Below are 17,226 nucleotides of genomic sequence, written 5' to 3'. Positions count from 1 at the left end.
GGATTGGGCGGCCATGCGAACCGGCAATCTGTCCTGTTTGCATGGTCGTTGATGAGCCAGCGCGAGATTAGACGCGGAAGGCGCCGATCAATTGTTTCAGGCGTGTAACCAGCTCGCTCAGCTCGTGGCTGGCCTGCTCGGTCTGGCTGGCTCCCTGGGCGGTACGTTCGCCGGTGTGGTTGATCTCGACGATGTTGCGGTCGATGTCATGGGCGACCGCCGTCTGCTGCTCGGCAGCTGCAGCGATCTGCTGGTTCTGGTCGACGATGATGCCAACAGCGGCGAGGATGTTTTCCAGTGCCTGCTGCACCTGGGCCGACTGGCTGACGGTGGCGTCGGCCATCTGGTGGCTGCTGCTCATGGTCTGCACCGCGGCATCGACACCTCCCTGGAGCCGGGCAATCATCGTTTCGATCTCTTCGGTGGAGTGCTGCGTGCGTTTGGCCAGATTGCGCACTTCGTCGGCAACCACGGCAAACCCACGGCCCTGCTCGCCGGCCCGTGCAGCCTCGATGGCGGCATTGAGTGCCAACAGGTTGGTCTGTTCGGCGATGCCCTTGATCACATCCAGTACTTGGCTGATGGCTGCGCTGTCACTGGCCAGCTGGTTGATGACTGCAACCGACTGATCGATCTCGCCGGCCAGCTTCCGAATGGCTTCCACCTGGGTCTCGACCAGCTCGCGTCCATTGACGGTTTCCTGGTTGACGCTCTGCGCGCTATTGACGGCAGCCGCAGCGCTGCGTGCCACCTCCTGGGCTGTGGCCGACATCTGGTTCATCGCTGTGGCAACCTGTTCGATCTGGGCGCGCTGGTTGATTACCGCCTGGTTGCTCTCGCCGGAGATGTGTTCAACGCGGTCGGCCTGGGTGCCGACTTCGCCAACGGTCTGGCCGACCCGCTGGATCAGTTCGTGGATTCGCACCACGGTCTGGTTGAAGACCTGGCCCAGTTCGCCGAGTTCGTCGCGGCTGTGTGGCTGGTAGTGGACGGTCATGTCGCCGGCCGCGACCCGATCCATCACCTGGCCGAAATTCTTAAGGGTGGAGCGGATGGACACGTAGAAGCCGCTGTAGAGGTAGAGGATCAGCATAAATACGCCGACCAGCGCAGCGACCAGCAAGAGCATCTGCAAGCGCTTGTGCTCCAGGCGTTGCTCCAGTTGGGTGTCGAGGAACGCCAGCAGGCCGTCGTTGAAGGCATAGGTGCGGGCCAACTGTTCGCTGACCTGGTCGTAGAACTGGCTCCACGGGGTATCCAGGCTGTCTGCCACTATCACCTGGTCTTCGAACAGCGTGGCGCTGTCCTTGAGTGTCTGGCGGCTGGCTTCGGCCAGACTACCCAGCCCGTTGCGGGCGGCTGCGTTGCCGTTGAGCGCTTCCTGGAGATTTAGGCCGTACTCGGCATGCAGTCTTTCGAGACGTTGTAGTAGTTCGTCGAACTGGGTGCTGGCAGCAGAATTGAGGAAGCCCTGGCCAAGAGAATAGGAGCCGATGGCGCGTCCCTGGCTCAGGGCGCTGGTGATCTGCGGGGTGACGTTGCTGATCAGTTCGCTGATCTGGCGGATCTGCCGCTGCGGATCCTGGCTGAGGCCAGCCTGGCTGACCACCAGCTTGATAAATACCTGGGAGGAGCTGATCAGCTTCTCTACCATCACTGCCTTGCTCTGCAGCGAGGATTCGGTTTGGGCGTTGCGCAGTTCGGCCAGCAGCTCATCGCGCTTGCTGATGAATTCGCCGGCCTGCTCGACGTCGCGAGTCACCGGTTCGAGTTGCTGCAGTCCGTCGAGCAGGGTCTTTTCCAGCTGAGCGATGCGACTTTCCAGGTTGCCGGCCTGGCCGGACTGACCGATCAGTGCGTTGATCTGCGCCAGGTCGTTCAGGCTCTCCAGGTCGCGGCGCAATTGCAGGCTGCTGCCAAGCAGTTCGAGACTGTCCAGAGCAATACGGGTATCGACGAACTGGCGATAAGAGTCGCGCACCAGATAAAAGTTGCTGATCAGCATGGGCAGGAAGAACAGGATGCTGATCAGGCTGAACTTCATGCCGAAGCTGAGACGGTTCATCAGCGCGATGGCCGGATACAACACGGTCTTCACTGGAGTTCTCCAGATGCCATTATTGTTATAGATGTGGCCGTGACGACTACCGATCCGCTATGGATCGCTGCCAGGCATCCTTTGCAGACAAGCCAGCCTGGGGAGGTGATGCCGCCGGTGTTGCGGGCAGAAAAAGGGCGGAAATATCACCGAACTGGCATGACTGCGAGCTCTTTATACCTCGTATCGACCTGTCGCTCTGTAACTTAAGGTTAAGATGGCGCTGTGCTACTTGCGGGCTAGGCTAGACCAGCAGAACCCACAATGCGTAACCGGCATACCAGACCACTGCGGCACGGATCAGCAATTGCCAGAGCCGATCCAGTGTCTCCACACCGTGCTCGCCGCTGACCGGAGTATCCAGCTCAGCGGCAGCGCGGCCAGCCCGGGCCATCCATTGATCGGCGGAGAGATCCCAGTTCAGTAGCTCATGCAGCAGAGCGCGGCTGACAGCGACGAAGTTGCCGACCAGGGCGAAACTGAAGGCCAATACTCGTACCGGCAGCCAGTCGAAGGCATGTCGCAGTTGGCCGGCACGCTCGCGCAAACCGGACAGTTCGGCGCGTTCGGCAGTCAGCGCCAGCAGGCGGTAGGCCAGTGCTGCCAGTGGGCCGAGCAGGAGATACCAGAATAGTACGGCGAAGAAGCTCTGGTAGGCCTGCCAGAGCAAATGCCCCTGAACCTGCCGCAACAGCGCCAGGCCTTCTTCCGGTTGCAGGGCCAGATCCCGTTCGGCCACCCTGTAGGCTGCCTGTAGATCACCGCGGCGCCAGGCGTCACGGAACGGTCCCAGTGCTGCCTGCAGGTCACCCCGTCCCAGGCTGTAGATCAGTACCAGCAGATGCAGTGGCAGTGCCAGCCAGCCGTAGGCCAGTGGTTCCAGCAACATCAGCAGCAGGCCCAATAGCAGTACCGGCAGCAGCACCAGCAGCGCCAGGCAGAGCCAGGGTGAGTGCTGCAGGCTGCTTTGCTGGAGACGCTGTAGCTGGGCGAGCCAGAGGTCGTCCTGCTGGATGTGCTGACGTGCGGAAGAAAATTTCTCCGCCCAGACAACCAGCAGAATCACCAGAAAACTCATGACCATCTCTCCTTCAGTTCGGCATACAGGCGCGACCAGTCAAAGGCCGGGCCCGGGTCGGTCTTGCGGCCGGGGGCGATGTCGCTGTGGCCGCGGATGCGTTCCGGCGTCAACGCCGGGTAGGCGGCTAGCAGCTGACGGGTCAGTGCGGCCAGACAGTGGTACTGGGCATCGGTATAAGGCAGGTCGTCCGTGCCTTCCAGCTCCACACCAAGGGAAAAGTCGTTGCAGTTGTCGCGCCCGTCGAACTGCGACATTCCGGCATGCCAGGCCCGGTCGAGGCAGGATACGAACTGGGTCAGGCTGCCGTCGCGTTCGATGAGGAAATGCGCCGAGACCTGCAGCGAGGCAATTTCGGCAAAGAAAGGATGTTCCTCCACCGGCAGGCGGTTCTGGAAGAACGCCTGTACCCGCCCTGTGCCGAACTCTCCGGGCGGCAGGCTGATGTTGTGCACCACCAGCAGGGAAATTTCCCCGGTCGGGCGGGTGTTGAAGTTGGGCGAGGGGCAGTGGCGTATTCCGTTGAACCAGCCGCTGGCAAGATCGAGCTGCATGCGATGCTCCTGAACGTGCCTCCACTCTAGTGCAGCCAGCCATGTCGGCCAAGAACCGCCGTGCCGTTGCCGGAGGCGGATGACTCAATCGGCGGTCTGCTGTGCCTGCACCGCGACTCCGGTCATGTCGTAGATCACCAGGCAGATATGCTCCACCGGCTGGCCGGCCAGCGGCAGCAGGGTGACGTTCTGGTACATGAAGTCGGCCTGGCCGGTGATTGGCTGATAGCTGTTGAAGCGCATCAGGTAGGGGCGCTGCTGCCACAGACTGAAAGCGCGGGTGCCGAGCAATACCACGCTCTCGACCTTGCGCTCCAGCCAGGGGCGGTCGATTTCCGGAAACAGTTCGAACAGCGAACGTCCCTGCACCTGATCCGGGCTGAGGCCTGAATGATTCTCCATGAAAGCGTTCCAGACTTCGATGCGGTACTGACGATCGAGCACCATAATGCCCACGTCGATGCACTGGATGATATCCAGCAGCCAGTGGACTTCGCGGATGTCGATCTGTGCGGGCATCGCCTCACTCCATCAGGTAGCCGATCTTGGCGGTCAGGCGCCGGATCGAGTCTTCGGTGAATAAAAGCAGCAGGTCGAAATGGATGGCGTGTCCTTCGAGGCTGTAACTGATCTCCACTGCCAGGGTCTTGCGCCAGCGCCGGCTGTTGACGCGGATCAGTTGTTCAAGACAGGCATGCTGGCCGAGCAACTGCGGATGGCCCTGGGAAAAGCGCAGATCCAGCTGTTCGGCAATCCCGCTGAGGCAGGCACCAATCAGAATGCTGGCCAGATCCAGCAGCATCTCCGCGTTCTGCGTATTGTCGTGTGGCTGGATGCCGAGCAGGCGGGCCATGTCCTGCAGCTGTGAGTCGTGGAACAGCAGCAGGGCCTCGCCGGCGATGGCTTCGCCGATAAAACCCTGGCAGATGGCGCTGAATTGCTCGCCGCGCTGGGCTTCGAGCAAGGTCATGTGCAGTTCGCCGACTTCGAAGATGTTTACCTGGGGGATTGGCAGTTGTACGAATACTCCCAGTGCCCGGGCCAAAAGTGCGCCGGCACGGCCCATGGCAACGTTGCTGACCTCGCGCAGGGCGTCACGGAAGCTGACTTTCAGTTCCGGCAACTCCGGCGCTGAAGTTGTTGCCGGGGCGGGCGTGGGCTCCGACGGCGTCAGCAGGCCCAGTTCGGCCAGTGTCCGGTGCAGTTCCGCAGGATCCGCAGGCTTGCGCAGGAAGGCCAGGGCACCGAGCTGGAGTGCGCGGCGTACGGCCTCTTCCTGCACATCGCCGGAGACCACGATCACCTGGCAACTCAGGCCCTCGGCCTGCAGTGCTGCAAGAGTCTGGTAGCCGTCGAGTACCGGCATGGTCAGATCCAGCAGCATTACCCGGGCCTGTCCCTGACGGATCAGAGTCAGCGCCTCCTGGCCGTTCGCAGCCTGACTGATGGATACCGGCCAGTCGGCCGGCAGAGCGCGTATCAGCTGCTTGCGCGCCATGTTCGAATCGTCGCAGACCAACAGGGGAATCACGGCGGGAAATGACCTGTGTGTGGGAACGCTGGCTATGAGCATAGCCTTCCGCCAGTATCGCGTCACAGGAGTGTGATGGCTTTCTGCGTTGTCCCGCTCAGTGACAGATGTCTGACCGGTCGCCGAGCCAGGCCAGCAAGCCCTTTGCCGCTGCCCTGCCGCTGGCGAAGCAGGCAGTGAGCAGGTAGCCGCCGGTGGGCGCTTCCCAGTCAAGCATTTCGCCGGCGCAGAATACTCCGGGCATGGTCTTGAGCATCAGCTGTGCATTCAGGTCCTCGAAACGCACGCCGCCAGCGCTGCTGATGGCCTCATCCAGCGGACGCGGGCGTACCAGCGTGAGTGGCAATTCCTTGATCCAGGGGGCCAGCGAAGCGGGCTCGGCGAAGGCCTCCGGCGCTGCAAGTTCGCGCAGCAGGGCGGCCTTGACGCCCTCCAGACTGGTTTGGCGGTGCAAGTGCTTGGCTAGCGATTGCTTGCCGCGTGGCCGGGCCAGGGCCTGTTGCAGCTTCGCCAGCGGAGTCTGCGGCAGTAGATCGAGGTGGACGACAGCCCGGCCTTCGGTTTCGATGGTGTCGCGGATGGCGGCGGAAAAGGCGTAGATCAGACTGCCTTCGACACCACGCTCGGTGAGCACGAACTCACCGATGCGGGCTGGCTGGTTTGGCAGTGCCAGAGCGACGTTCTTCAGTGGCGCGCCAGCGAAGCGGTTGCGCAGATGTTCGCTCCAGCCGGCTGTTTCGAAACCACAGTTGCTTGGCTTGAGCGCTGTCACCTGTATTCCGCGTTCCTGTAGCAGCGAGGTCCAGGCACCATCGGAACCCAGGCGTGGCCAACTGCCTCCACCGAGGGCCAGCAGGCAGGCGTCTGCCGACACTGCCTGTTCACCATCGATACCGGCGATGCGTAGGCTGCCGTCGGCGTTCCAGCCCAGCCAGCGGCTGCGGGTGTGAATGGCCACGCCCAGTTCGCGCAGGCGCCGCAGCCAGGCGCGCAGCAGTGGTGCTGCTTTCATGTCGGTTGGAAAGACGCGGCCGGATGTTCCGACGAAGGTGTCGATGCCCAGCTCGTGAATCCAGGCACGCAGAGCGTCTGCATCGAAATCCTGTAGCAGCTCGGTGAGTTCTGCCTGGCGCTTGCCGTAACGGCTGAGGAAGGCTGGTCTGGCCTCGGCATGGGTGATGTTCATACCGCCGACGCCGGCCAGCAGAAACTTGCGTCCTACCGAGGGCATGGCATCGAACAAGTCGACGCGCACGCCGCCCCGGGCCAGTACTTCAGCGGCCATCAGGCCAGCGGGGCCGCCGCCGATGACGGCGACACGGTGAGCGGTAACGGAGCTGGCTGCGGACATGCTGGCAGGGCGGCAGGAAAGAGGTAACGTATTCTACCCGAGAGATCGGCAGCCTTGTCATTTGGCCGCGTTTCGTGCAGGTTCAGGGGCAGTCTTTCTGCCCGGAGTCAGCCATGTCTCAAATCCATCCCGCTGTCGATCCCGATGGCCTGATTGAATTCTCGGTGGTTTACACGGACCGTGCGCTCAACCACATGTCACAGGCCTTTCAGGGTGTCATGCGCGACATCTCCGCAACGCTGAAGCAGGTCTACAATGCCCATGCTGTCGCGGTGGTGCCTGGTAGCGGCACCTATGGCATGGAGGCGGTGGCACGCCAGTTGGCCACGGGGCAGAGGTGCCTGGTTCTGCGTAACGGCTGGTTCAGCTATCGCTGGTCGCAAATCTTCGAGGCAGGAAGCATTCCGGCCGAGGCACGAGTGCTCAAGGCTCGTCGGGTGTCCACGCACGCTCAGGCTGCCTTTGCCCCTGCACCGCTGGATGAGGTACTGGCCTGCATCGCCGAATACCGGCCGCAGCTGGTGTTCGCTCCGCACGTGGAAACTGCTTCGGGCATGCTGCTGCCGGGCGATTACCTGCGTGCCGTGAGCGATGCGGTACACGCCGTTGGCGGCCTGTTCGTGCTTGACTGTATTGCCTCCGGTACTCTCTGGGTGGACATGCAGGCTTGTGGTGTGGACGTTTTGCTCAGCGCGCCGCAGAAGGGCTGGAGTGCTTCACCGTGCTGTGCTCTGGTGATGCTCAGTGAGAAAGCCCGGGCGCGTGTCGAGGCCACGCAGAGCACCAGCTTCGCCTGTGACCTGAAGAGGTGGTTGCAGATCATGCAGGCGTACGAGCAGGGCGGACATGCCTACCTGCGACCATGCCCAGCGATGCCCTGGCGCGTTTCCGCGACGCCATGTTCGAGGCCAGGGATATCGGCTTTGAAAGGGTGCGTGAGCAGCAGTTGGAGCTGGGCCGGCGGGTGCGCGGTCTGCTGTCTGCTCGCGGTTTCGCCAGCGTTGCTGCCGAGGGGTTCGAGGCCCCGGGCGTGGTGGTCTGCTACACCGACGATGCACAGATCAGAAGCGGCGCCAAGTTCGCTGCCGTCGGCCTGCAGATCGCCGCGGGCGTGCCACTGCAATGCGATGAGCCGGCGGACTTCCAGACCTTCCGCCTGGGCCTGTTCGGGCTGGACAAGCTGGGCAACGTCGAGCGCAGCGTGGCAACCCTGGAACAGGCGCTGGACAAGGTGCTGGCGCCCTGAAGCACGCTCAGGAGCGTTTCACCGCCTGCAGCGTGTAGCTCAGCGGCAGGCGCTCCGGCCGCGTTTGCAGGCGCCACTCACCATCAGCGCCGCGCACCATCTGCCCTGGCAACGCCTCCCAGGGCACACTGTCGTGCTCTTGCAGTGCGCTCAGCTGCATGCCGTGGCGCAGCAGGGCCGAGATGATCTCGCCCAGGCCGTGGTTCCACTCGTGGGTCACGGTCGCCGTCAGCGGCGCCGTGGTCTGCACATAGGTCTGCGCGTCGTCCCAGACCAGCGGCTCGCGGTGTTCGAAGTACGGATGGACGATGCGCAACTCACCTTCGCAGGTCTCGTCGAGGCTCAGCAGAACGGGGTGCGCCTCGCGCAGAAAGAGTCGCCCACCCGGCTTGAGCAGAGCGGCCACGTTGGCGGCCCAGTTGTCGATGCGTGGCAGCCAGTTGAGCGCGCCGATGCCCGTGTAGACCAGGTCGTAGCGCTGCTCGCCGAGCACCTGCGCAGCGTCGTAGACCGGGGCCTCGACGAAGCGGATAGGCTGGTTGCAGGCACTGGCCAGCTGTCGCGCCTGCGCCAGCGACGCATCGGAAAAGTCCAGGCCGGTAAGCTCGGCGCCCAGGCGCGCCAGTGACAGGGTGTCGGTGCCGATGTGGCATTGCAGGTGAACCGCCTGCAGCCCGCTGATATCGCCGAGGCGAACACGGTCGAAGCGCACCACGTCGGACAGGTGCTCGGCCGTGTCGATGAACTGCTGCGCCTGGTACTCGGGGGAGGCCGCATGCAGGGCGGCGCGGTCGTTCCAGTTGGCCTTGTTCAGCGCGAATGAATCATCCATGAGGTGTTCTCCTTGAGGGCAACGGCGGATTATGCCGATGCCATGGCCGAATCGATAGCGCTGTTCGCGTTTGTCGCTCAGCCCAGCCCGCGCGCGGCCCACACGCGCGCCGCGCTGTGGTGGAGGACGCCATGGCGGCGGGCGAGGGCGGGCAGGTCCTTCGAGTAGCCGCCGCCGATCACGGCCATTACCGGGATGTCGCGGCCCAGGCAGTGCTGCAGCACGGCTTCGTCCCGAGCAGCCAGGCCGCTATCGGTCAGTCGCAGGTAACCCAGCGCGTCATCCTTATGTACGTCGACGCCAGCGTCATAGAGAACCAGATCCGGCTGGTAGATTGGCAGCAGGTAGTTCAGCGTATCGTCCACCACCTTCAGGTAGTCCTCGTCGCCGAGGCCGCACGGCAGAGGGATATCCCAATCGCTTTGGGCCTTGCGTGCCGGAAAGTTCTGTTCACAGTGCAGTGACACGGTGACCGCTTCTGGCACATCCTCCAGCAGGCGGGCAGTGCCGTCACCCTGGTGCACGTCGCAGTCGAAGATCAGCACCCTCTGCACTCGACCGGCGTCCAGCAGGTAGCGGGCAATCACTGCCAGGTCGTTGAAAATGCAGAAGCCGGAAGGAAAATCGTAGTGCGCATGGTGCGTGCCGCCAGCCAGGTGGCAGGCCAGACCGTGCTGCAACGCCAGCTCGGCGGTCAGTAGCGAGCCACCTACGGCGCGCACTGTGCGCTGCGCTAATGCCGGGCTCCAGGGCAGGCCGAGACGGCGCTGGTCCTGCGCCGACAGTTCGCCGGCCATGTAGCGGGCAATGTAGTCCGGGCAGTGGGCCAGGGCGAGGATGTTGGCCGGGCAGGGCTGTGGCCGTTGCAGTGCGGCATCGCTGGTCAGGCCGCTATCGACCAGGTGATCGCGTAGCAGGCGGAATTTTTCCATGGGGAAACGGTGTCCGGCGGGGAAGGGCGGGCTGTAGTCGTCGTGATAGACCAGTGGCAACATGGGAGGTCCGGGATGAACGCTAGGCTGGCCAGTATATGTCGACCCCTCTGCGCAGCGCGCGGCTGATCCTGCGCCCCTGGCGCGATGAAGATTTCGATGCCCTGGCAGGGTTGTGCTCGGATCCCGAGGTCATGGCGCACTTCCCCGCGCCTCTGGATCGCACCGGCAGTGAGGCGTTGCTGCGTCGTTTGCAGGAGCACCAGGACGAGCACGGCTTTACTTTCTGGTATCTGCAGCGACAGGTCGACGCTGCCTTTGTCGGCTTCGCCGGGCTGGCACGGGTCGGCTTTGCCGCGCACTTCACGCCGGCAGTGGAGATCGGCTGGCGCCTGGCGCTCCCGTACTGGGGGCAGGGCTATGCGCGTGAGGCTGCGCAGCGGGCGCTACGGTTTGCCTTCGAAGAGCTGGACGTGGATCAGGTGGTGGCCTTCACCACGCTAGCCAACCAGCGCTCCTGGGGGCTTATGGAGCGTCTTGGCATGCGCCGCGACGGTGTGTTCGAGCATCCACGGTTGCCGCCGGGGCATCCGCTGCGTCTGCATCTGCTGTACCGCATCGGCCGGGATGAAGGCCTGCTCAGGCTTGGCTGAGATTTTGCAGCCAAACCTCCAGATCGGCGCTCGAGAGCGGCTGGGAGAACAGGTAGCCCTGGCCCACATGGTAGCCCTGCTGGCGGAGGATTTCGTGCTGAGCGGCGGTTTCCACGCCTTCGGCGACAACAGTCAGGCTCAGGCTCTCGCCGAGGCGGATCACCGCTTCTGCCAGCGCCTGGTTGGTGGTGTCCTGTTCCAGGTCGAGGACGAAGCTGCGATCGAGCTTGAGTTCCTGTACCGGCAGGCGGCGCAGGTAGCTGAGGCTGGAGTAGCCGGTGCCGAAATCGTCCATGGACATCCGGATGCCGTGGCTATGTATTTCATCGAGGATATTCAGCGTACGGGGATTGTTATCCAGCAGCACGCTTTCGGTGATCTCCAGGATCAGGTCATCCGGTTGCAATTGGTTCTCTCTGAGGATTGTGGCGATCGTTTCCGGCAGATCGAGATTGTGAAAGTTGGTCGGCGAGAGGTTTACCGAAACAGCAGGGATCGATAGCCCCTTGCGTCGCCATTGAGCCAACTGGCGGCAGACTTCGCGCACGGCCCACAGACCGAACTGGTTGATCAGGCCGCACTCCTCGCTCAGCGGGATGAAGCGCTCCGGAGAAATCTCGCCCAGCTGCGGGTGGTGCCAGCGCGCCAGGGCTTCGAGCCCGTGCAGGCGGCCGTCGTCCATGCGTACCTGTGGGTGGTAGTTAAGACTCAGTTGACCCTGCTCAAGGGCTTCGCGAAAAGCGCTTTCTAGGGTCATACGCTCCTGCGCCAACTGGTTCAACTCATGCCTGAAGAAGCTGTAGCGGCCGGGACCGGTGTTCTTGGCCTGATACATGGCCATGTCGGCACGCTGAATCAGCGTGCCCATGTCGTGGCCATCTGTGGGAAACATGGCAATGCCGATGCTGGCCGACGGGCACAGTGTTACTCCGGAAATCCGGCAGGGTTGGCTGAGGTTATGGCGCAGTTGCTCGATCGTCTCGGCAATCTGCTGGTTGCCACAGCGCGGCAGTACTAAAACGAATTCATCACCGGACAGTCGGCCGACGATGTCATCGGCCCGGCGGTTTTCACTCAGGCGCTTGGCAACCAGGCGCAGCAGTTCGTCGCCAGCGTGGTGGCCGAGGGAGTCGTTGACCTGCTTGAAGCGGTCGAGATCGACGAACAGTACGCTCACTGTCTGTGTGTTGCGTCCTGCTTCGGCAAGCAGCAGATCGGCTTGGGCGTGCAGCAGGCTGCGATTGGGCAGTTGGGTCAGGCTGTCGTAGAAGGCCAGTCGACGGATCTGGGCGCGGTTTTCCTCGCGTTGCAGGGCCAGTGAACAGAGGTGTACCAGTACATCCAGCAGGCGCTTATGAAAGGCGCTTGGGCCTCGGCGTTCGCGGTAGTAGAAGGCGAAGGTGCCGAGTACGCGGCCGTGGTTGTCCTTGATCGGTGTGGACCAGCAGGCGCGTAGCCCTGCTGGCAGTGCAAGTTCCTTGTAGTCGATCCACAGCGGGTCGTTTTCGATATCTTCGACCAGTACCGCTTCGCCGCAGTAGGCGGCCGTGCCGCAGGAACCGCATCGGGGACTGATCTGCACGCCCTCCAGAGCCGCGCAGTAGCTGGGTGGCAGATTGGGGCCAGCCAGTGGCTGCAGTTGGCCGTTCTCGCTGACGCGCAGGATGGAGGCTGTGATCTCCGGAGCGATGCGTTCGACCTCGCGACAGGCCTTGTCCATCAGCGTTTCCAGAGGGTCTTCTTGGGCCATCGCTTCGAGAATGCGTTGTTGGAGTACTTCGTGCATCTTCGACTGGGTGATGTCGGTGAATACCGCCACGGCATTGTTCATCGCACCGCTACTGTCGATGATCGGGTTGACTGCCATGTGACACCAGATGCGCTGGCCATTGGCGCAATAGATCAGCTCGTCGTTAGCGTAGGGTTTGCCGGCCAGTAACTGGGTGCGGACGGCGACGATACGCGCTGGCGTCAGATAAGGCGTCAGTAGCTCCATTGGCGAGCGTGTATCAAGATGTTCGCGGCCATAGCCGAACATATGGGTGAAACCGTCATTGACGTAGAGGATGCGCCATTGATCGTCGACTATGAGAATGGCGCTGTCGGTATGATCGACCACCAGTGAGAGCAGGCGCAGTTTCTCGTCCTGCAGGTATTGTTCGGTGATGTCCTTGACAAAGGCCGTGTAGAGCACCTCGCTGCCAGTCTCGATCTTGGAGATGGACATTGACCCCCAGCGTGTGCTGCCGTCGGGGCGCCGGATTTCCAGCGTGCGGGTACTGCCGACGATTTTGTTGATCCCGGTGAGGCGATTGGCCTCAATGTAACCGTCGTGATGCTGGCGCAACTCGGGGGGCACCAGTAGGTTGACGTTGCGGTTCAGTACCTGCTCGCGATTCAGGCCCCAGAGCTGCTCTGCCGCACGATTGAACAGCATGACCTGGTTGCTGCCGTCGATGACCACCACGCTGTCGACGGCTTGTTCCAGAGTCTGGATGAAGATTTCCGAGAGATTTCGGGTTGTCATGGGAATCAGCCGTGACGATTGGAGGAAATATGCACCGGTCTGGCGGTTGCAGCGAGCTTTAGACCCTAAGACGGAGCGTTAAGTGCCTTCAAGTAGGCTTTGGTCGTGATGGCACGTTTGTGGCAAGAGTCTGCGATGAAAAAGAGGGCTTTTGCTGCGAATGGCGGCGTTTTGTCTGCCGATCCTTTACCATTGTCTACCCTCGCAACCACTGTATTTAGAGGAAAGTTGAAATGACCCGGGTTCTGGATGATCTGGTGGCCTTGCTGAATCTGGAAAAAATTGAGGAGAACCTGTTTCGTGGAAATAGCCAGGATCTCGGTTTTCGCCAGCTGTTTGGCGGTCAGGTGCTGGGTCAGTGCATTTCGGCTGCCAGCCAGACGGTGGCTGATGCGCGTCATGTGCACTCTATGCATGGTTATTTCCTGCGTCCGGGCGATGCTGAGCTACCTGTGCTCTATCAGGTCGAGCGCACCCGCGATGGCGGCAGTTTCAGTACCCGGCGGGTAGTTGCCGTACAGAAAGGCCAGCCGATCTTTTTCTGCAGTGCCTCGTTCCAGTCCGATGAGGAAGGTTTTCACCATCAGACGGAGATGCCCGAGGTGGTCGGTCCGGAGGGCCTGAAGTCGGAAACCGAGCTGGCCCGGCTGGTGGCACCTATGATTCCGGAGCGCCTGCGCGAGCGTTTTACCGCTGACAAGCCGATCGAGATTCGTCCGGTGACGCTGATAAACCCCTTCGATCCCAAGCCCTGCGAGCCGGTCAAACATGTGTGGTTCCGCGCCTCTGGCGAGCTGCCGGACGATCCGCAACTGCACAAGTATCTGCTGGCCTACGCCAGCGACTTTAACCTGCTGATCACTTCGCTGCAGCCGCACGGCGTCTCGGTGTTCCAGAAATTCATGCAGGTGGCGAGCCTCGACCACTCGCTGTGGTTCCATCGCAACCTGCGTATGGACGACTGGTTGCTCTACAGCATGGACAGCCCCTGGGCCGGCAACGCCCGAGGTTTCTCCCGTGCCAGCATCTACAACAGCCAGGGCGAACTGGTCGCCTCGGTGGCCCAGGAGGGGCTGATCCGTTTACGTGAGGACTGGAAGTGAAGACGTTACAGGCGGCCCGCCACTGGGTATTCGATATGGACGGTACCCTGACCCTGGCGGTACATGACTTTGCGGCCATCAAACGGGAGCTGGGTATTCCGCAGGAGGCCGACATTCTTCATTACCTGGCTGCACTGCCTGCCGATGAGGCAGCAGCCAAGCATGCCTGGCTGCTTGCGCACGAGCGCGAGCTGGCACTGGCTGCCCGCCCGGCAGCGGGTGCCGAGGCGCTGGTGCGCAGTTTGCTCGCGCGTGACTGCCGGCTTGGCATTCTCACGCGCAATGCCCGCGAGCTGGCGTTGCTGACGCTTGCAGCCATTGGCCTTGATGACTGCTTCGCCGTCGATGACATCCTTGGTCGTGACGAGGCGCCGCCCAAGCCACACCCGGGCGGACTGCTGCACCTGGCTGAACGTTGGAGCGTGGCGCCTGCCGAGCTGGTAATGGTCGGCGACCACAGCTTCGATCTGAAGTGCGCCCAGGCGGCCGGCGCTCGTAGTGTCCTGGTCAATCTGCCGGACAATCCCTGGCCGGAACTGACCAGTCTGCATGTTCGTGACTGCGGACAGTTACTGGCGCAGCTGCTATGTAGGTAAAGCCGTTAAGCGAAGAGCAGGCGAGGCAGAAGCCGGATTTGCGCTCTGTAGGCGAGCAGTCCCAACCCGTTTTGACGAAGTGGCACCGATGCGCGGGGACTTTTCGTCCGATCGGGCATCTGGCGTCGGGTATTCTTTGCCTCTCCTGCCCTGTTTGGAACCCCGCCTGCTGTCTACAGGCGGGCGGCCTTGAAGGTGTCACAACTGCCGGGCCGGCCACTGTCGAAGCCGGTGCGGAACCAGCGTACGCGCTGTGCTGAGGTACCGTGGGTGAAGGCATCGGGGACTACCTGACCACGGGCCTGTTTTTGCAGGCGGTCATCGCCGATGGCGCTGGCGGCGTTCAGGGCTTCCTCAAGGTCACCTGGCTCCAGCCAGTCATGGCGGCGCTGGGCATGGTGAGCCCAGACCCCCGCAAGGCAGTCGGCCTGCAGCTCCTGGCGTACCAGCAGGCCGCCATCGCCCTCGACCCGTTCACCACGGCGGCGGGCCATATTGACCTGTGCCGAAACGCCCAGCAGGGTTTGTACGTGGTGACCCACCTCATGGGCAATTACGTAGGCCTGGGCGAAGTCGCCGGCGGCGGCGAAGCGCTGCTCCATTTCGCGAAAGAAGGCCATGTCCAGGTACACGCGCTGGTCGCCCGGGCAGTAGAAGGGGCCTACTGCCGAACTGGCAAATCCGCAGGCCGAGTTCACCCCACCGCTGAACAGCACCAGTGTCGGGTCACGGTATTGTTGGCCGGCGCTGCGAAACAGTTCGCGCCAGGTGTCCTCGGTATCACCGAGGATCGCCCGGACGAACTCGCTCTGCTGGTCATCGGCCGGTGGCGTACCGGCGGGCTGGCTGACCTGCGGCTGAGTGGCCTGGCCGGCAATCTGGCCGAGAATCTGCAGCGGATCCTGCCCCATCAGCAGGCCGACAATGACGATCATTGCGACCCCGCCGAGGCTCAGTCCGCCACCTACGCGCATGCCCGAGCGGCCGCGTGCGTCTACCACGTTGTCACTGCGTCTGCCTCGTTGCCAGCGCATGGCTCGTCCTCCTGATAGTGATCCGTGCAGTGTAGTTGCCGCTGATCAGCGACTGGGGTAGTCAGCCAGCAGTTGATCCTGACGCTGCTTATCCAGGCCGATGACCTGATAGGCATCGACACGGTCACCGTACTCCATACCCGGCGAGCCTACCGGCATGCCCGGCACAGCGGCGCCGATCAGATCCGGGCGCTGACGCAGGCGCAGGATGTCGGCAGCCGGCACATGGCCTTCGACAAACTTGCCATCGATCACCCCGGTGTGGCACGAGGCCAGGCGGGGCGGCACTCCGAGGCGCTGCTTGACCTCCACCATATCGGCCTCGACATGATCGTTAACGGTAAAGCCGTTGTCTTGCAGGTGGCTGATCCAGGCCTTGCAACAGCCGCAGTTGGCATCGCGGTGGACGTCGATGACCAGAGTCTCTCCGGCCTGGGCCAGGCCGGTGAAGAGAAAGAGGGTAAACAGCGCGCGACGCATGACGGTCTCCAGAAGGAAGGTTGGGGAAGCTTAGGCTTGGATCGCGATGAGCCCAAGTTGTTGCAACAGACTGCGGCAGATGGTCGGCTGGAAGGGCGTCTAGCGCCGTTCCAGCAGTACGCCGGCTTCCATATGATGGGTATAGGGGAACTGGTCGAACAGCGCGCAACGCGTTACCTGATGGGTGTCGCTCAACTGGGCGATGTTGTCCGCCAGGGTTTGCGGATTGCAGGAAATATAGAGGATGCGCTGGAAGCGGCGGGTCAGTTCGCAGGTGTCCGGATCCATGCCGGCGCGCGGCGGGTCGACGAAGACGCTGCCGAACTTGTAGCTCTTCAGGTCGATGCCGGCCAGGCGGCGGAACGGGCGCACCTCGTTCAGGGCCTGGGTCAGTTCCTCGGCGGACAGACGCACCAGCTCGACGTTATCCACGCCGTTGTCGGCCAGGTTGGCCAGGGCCGCGTTCACCGAGGTCTTGCTGATCTCGGTGGCCAGCACGCGGCGCACGCGGGTGGCCAGCGGCAGGGTGAAGTTGCCGTTGCCGCAGTACAGTTCCAGCAGATCGTCGTCGCGCTGGCCGAGCACCTCGTAGGCCCAGCCCAGCATCTTCTCGCACACCCGGGCGTTGGGCTGGGTGAAGGCGCCTTCCGGCTGGCGGTAACGATAGCTGCGTCCGGCCACGTTCAGTTCTTCTTTCACGTAGTCACGACCGATTACCAGGCGCTGGCCGCGTGAACGGCCGACCAGGCTGACGTTCAGTTCGCCGGCCAGTTTTTCTGCTGCGGCCTGCCAGGCTTCGTCCAGCGGACGGTGGTAGGCCAGGGTGATCAGCGCATCGCCGGCCAGGGTGGTGAGGAACTCGACTTGGAACAGCTTGAACGACAGCGCCTCACTGGCCTGCCAGGCCGCGCGCAGGCGCGGCATCAGTTCGTTGATGCGCAGGCTGGCGATGGGGAAGTCGTCGAGCAGGATGGGTGTGTGCTTGTCGCCCGGCGCGAACATCGCGTAGTGGCGCTGACCGTCTTCGCGCCACAGACGAAACTCGGCGCGCATGCGGTAATGCTCGCGCGGCGAATCGAACACCTCGGGCTCAGGTGCGGCGAACGGCGCCAGCAATTCGACCAGACGGGCCTTCTTCTCGGCGAGTTGGGCGTCGTAGGTGGCGGGGTCGAATGCGGGACGGCTCATCGGTCACTCATGGGGCAGAAAAA

The 17,226-nt window shown here is 62.7% G+C and carries 15 protein-coding genes and 2 pseudogenes; 4 read left to right on the top strand and 13 right to left on the bottom strand.

Annotation, left to right across the window (positions count from 1 at the left end):
- Positions 1-67: 67 nt before the first annotated feature.
- From NCCP436_RS17855 to NCCP436_RS11820, 7 genes and pseudogenes are all read right to left on the bottom strand, one after another.
- A complete protein-coding gene (locus NCCP436_RS17855) occupies positions 68-772 on the bottom strand; it encodes a methyl-accepting chemotaxis protein (protein WP_375709491.1) in 705 nt (234 codons plus the stop codon).
- A 150-nt stretch (positions 773-922) separates the two neighbouring features.
- Positions 923-1,093 (bottom strand): annotated as a pseudogene (locus NCCP436_RS17850) (HAMP domain-containing protein); the annotation flags it as partial.
- 1,249 nt (positions 1,094-2,342) lie between these two features.
- A complete protein-coding gene (gene ampE, locus NCCP436_RS11840) occupies positions 2,343-3,176 on the bottom strand; it encodes a regulatory signaling modulator protein AmpE (RefSeq protein ID WP_220804209.1) in 834 nt (277 codons plus the stop codon).
- Positions 3,173-3,730 carry a 1,6-anhydro-N-acetylmuramyl-L-alanine amidase AmpD gene (ampD, locus tag NCCP436_RS11835; protein ID WP_220804208.1) on the bottom strand — a complete coding sequence of 186 codons (558 nt, stop codon included), beginning with the start codon at positions 3,728-3,730 and terminating at the stop codon, positions 3,173-3,175. Before ampD ends, ampE begins: the two co-directional genes overlap by 4 nt.
- 84 nt (positions 3,731-3,814) lie before the next feature.
- Complete coding sequence (locus NCCP436_RS11830) at positions 3,815-4,249, bottom strand: PAS domain-containing protein (RefSeq protein WP_220804207.1); 435 nt, start codon at positions 4,247-4,249, stop codon at positions 3,815-3,817.
- A 4-nt stretch (positions 4,250-4,253) separates the two neighbouring features.
- On the bottom strand, positions 4,254-5,261 hold the full coding sequence (locus NCCP436_RS11825; RefSeq protein ID WP_220804206.1) for a response regulator: 1,008 nt from the start codon (positions 5,259-5,261) through the stop codon (positions 4,254-4,256).
- A gap of 97 nt (positions 5,262-5,358) precedes the next feature.
- Positions 5,359-6,612, bottom strand: a complete 1,254-nt coding sequence (locus NCCP436_RS11820; RefSeq protein ID WP_220804205.1) for a TIGR03862 family flavoprotein — start codon at positions 6,610-6,612, stop codon at positions 5,359-5,361.
- Between the two features lie 113 nt (positions 6,613-6,725).
- Between NCCP436_RS11820 and NCCP436_RS11815 the strand changes: the two are divergent.
- Positions 6,726-7,858, top strand: a pseudogene (locus NCCP436_RS11815) (aminotransferase class V-fold PLP-dependent enzyme).
- 7 nt (positions 7,859-7,865) lie between these two features.
- On the opposite strand, the gene NCCP436_RS11810 reads toward NCCP436_RS11815, so the two are convergent.
- Together NCCP436_RS11810 and NCCP436_RS11805 are read right to left on the bottom strand one after the other, a co-directional pair.
- Positions 7,866-8,690: a bifunctional 2-polyprenyl-6-hydroxyphenol methylase/3-demethylubiquinol 3-O-methyltransferase UbiG gene (locus NCCP436_RS11810; RefSeq protein WP_220804204.1), complete on the bottom strand. Its 825-nt coding sequence runs from the start codon at positions 8,688-8,690 to the stop codon at positions 7,866-7,868.
- 77 nt (positions 8,691-8,767) lie between these two features.
- Positions 8,768-9,685, bottom strand: a complete 918-nt coding sequence (locus tag NCCP436_RS11805) for a histone deacetylase (RefSeq protein WP_220804203.1) — start codon at positions 9,683-9,685, stop codon at positions 8,768-8,770.
- A gap of 35 nt (positions 9,686-9,720) precedes the next feature.
- Between NCCP436_RS11805 and NCCP436_RS11800 the strand changes: the two genes are divergently transcribed.
- Positions 9,721-10,275 (top strand): GNAT family N-acetyltransferase, encoded by a 555-nt coding sequence (locus tag NCCP436_RS11800; RefSeq protein WP_220804202.1) that lies wholly within the window; start codon positions 9,721-9,723, stop codon positions 10,273-10,275.
- On the opposite strand, the gene NCCP436_RS11795 is transcribed toward NCCP436_RS11800, so the two are convergent.
- Positions 10,262-12,802 carry an EAL domain-containing protein gene (locus NCCP436_RS11795; protein ID WP_220804201.1) on the bottom strand — a complete coding sequence of 847 codons (2,541 nt, stop codon included), beginning with the start codon at positions 12,800-12,802 and terminating at the stop codon, positions 10,262-10,264. The genes NCCP436_RS11800 and NCCP436_RS11795 overlap by 14 nt on opposite strands.
- Before the next feature lie 233 nt (positions 12,803-13,035).
- Here NCCP436_RS11795 and tesB point away from each other — a divergent pair, with 233 nt between their 5' ends.
- Positions 13,036-13,905, top strand: coding sequence for an acyl-CoA thioesterase II (gene tesB / locus NCCP436_RS11790; protein ID WP_220804200.1), 870 nt, complete (start codon positions 13,036-13,038; stop codon positions 13,903-13,905).
- Positions 13,902-14,501, top strand: a complete 600-nt coding sequence (locus NCCP436_RS11785) for an HAD family hydrolase (RefSeq protein ID WP_220804199.1) — start codon at positions 13,902-13,904, stop codon at positions 14,499-14,501. The genes tesB and NCCP436_RS11785 overlap by 4 nt, the downstream gene beginning before the upstream one ends.
- Before the next feature lie 173 nt (positions 14,502-14,674).
- Here the strand turns inward: NCCP436_RS11785 and NCCP436_RS11780 are convergent, their stop codons facing one another.
- The 3 genes from NCCP436_RS11780 to trmA form a co-directional block, all read right to left on the bottom strand.
- On the bottom strand, positions 14,675-15,535 hold the full coding sequence (locus NCCP436_RS11780; protein WP_220804198.1) for a neutral zinc metallopeptidase: 861 nt from the start codon (positions 15,533-15,535) through the stop codon (positions 14,675-14,677).
- A gap of 45 nt (positions 15,536-15,580) precedes the next feature.
- Positions 15,581-16,015: a DUF411 domain-containing protein gene (locus tag NCCP436_RS11775; RefSeq protein WP_220804197.1), complete on the bottom strand. Its 435-nt coding sequence runs from the start codon at positions 16,013-16,015 to the stop codon at positions 15,581-15,583.
- 99 nt (positions 16,016-16,114) lie between these two features.
- On the bottom strand, positions 16,115-17,203 hold the full coding sequence (trmA, locus tag NCCP436_RS11770; protein WP_220804196.1) for a tRNA (uridine(54)-C5)-methyltransferase TrmA: 1,089 nt from the start codon (positions 17,201-17,203) through the stop codon (positions 16,115-16,117).
- Between the last annotated feature and the right edge of the window lie 23 nt (positions 17,204-17,226).

The sequence above is a fragment of the Pseudomonas sp. NCCP-436 genome, from assembly GCF_019656335.1.
Lineage (GTDB): Bacteria > Pseudomonadota > Gammaproteobacteria > Pseudomonadales > Pseudomonadaceae > Aquipseudomonas.
The sequence above is the reverse complement of the archived record's forward strand: the minus strand, read 5'-3'. Positions and strand labels throughout refer to the sequence as shown.

What these genes read in the sequence shown, in the direction of transcription:
- NCCP436_RS17855 (WP_375709491.1), bottom strand. Translation starts at nt 772, where the DNA reads ATGTCGGCCACAGCCCAGGAGGTGGCACGCAGCGCTGCGGCTGCCGTC.
- ampE (WP_220804209.1), bottom strand. Translation starts at nt 3,176, where the DNA reads ATGAGTTTTCTGGTGATTCTGCTGGTTGTCTGGGCGGAGAAATTTTCT.
- ampD (WP_220804208.1), bottom strand. Translation starts at nt 3,730, where the DNA reads ATGCAGCTCGATCTTGCCAGCGGCTGGTTCAACGGAATACGCCACTGC.
- NCCP436_RS11830 (WP_220804207.1), bottom strand. Translation starts at nt 4,249, where the DNA reads ATGCCCGCACAGATCGACATCCGCGAAGTCCACTGGCTGCTGGATATC.
- NCCP436_RS11820 (WP_220804205.1), bottom strand. Translation starts at nt 6,612, where the DNA reads ATGTCCGCAGCCAGCTCCGTTACCGCTCACCGTGTCGCCGTCATCGGC.
- NCCP436_RS11810 (WP_220804204.1), bottom strand. Translation starts at nt 8,690, where the DNA reads ATGGATGATTCATTCGCGCTGAACAAGGCCAACTGGAACGACCGCGCC.
- NCCP436_RS11805 (WP_220804203.1), bottom strand. Translation starts at nt 9,685, where the DNA reads ATGTTGCCACTGGTCTATCACGACGACTACAGCCCGCCCTTCCCCGCC.
- NCCP436_RS11800 (WP_220804202.1), top strand. Translation starts at nt 9,721, where the DNA reads ATGTCGACCCCTCTGCGCAGCGCGCGGCTGATCCTGCGCCCCTGGCGC.
- NCCP436_RS11795 (WP_220804201.1), bottom strand. Translation starts at nt 12,802, where the DNA reads ATGACAACCCGAAATCTCTCGGAAATCTTCATCCAGACTCTGGAACAA.
- tesB (WP_220804200.1), top strand. Translation starts at nt 13,036, where the DNA reads ATGACCCGGGTTCTGGATGATCTGGTGGCCTTGCTGAATCTGGAAAAA.
- NCCP436_RS11780 (WP_220804198.1), bottom strand. Translation starts at nt 15,535, where the DNA reads ATGCGCTGGCAACGAGGCAGACGCAGTGACAACGTGGTAGACGCACGC.
- NCCP436_RS11775 (WP_220804197.1), bottom strand. Translation starts at nt 16,015, where the DNA reads ATGCGTCGCGCGCTGTTTACCCTCTTTCTCTTCACCGGCCTGGCCCAG.
- trmA (WP_220804196.1), bottom strand. Translation starts at nt 17,203, where the DNA reads ATGAGCCGTCCCGCATTCGACCCCGCCACCTACGACGCCCAACTCGCC.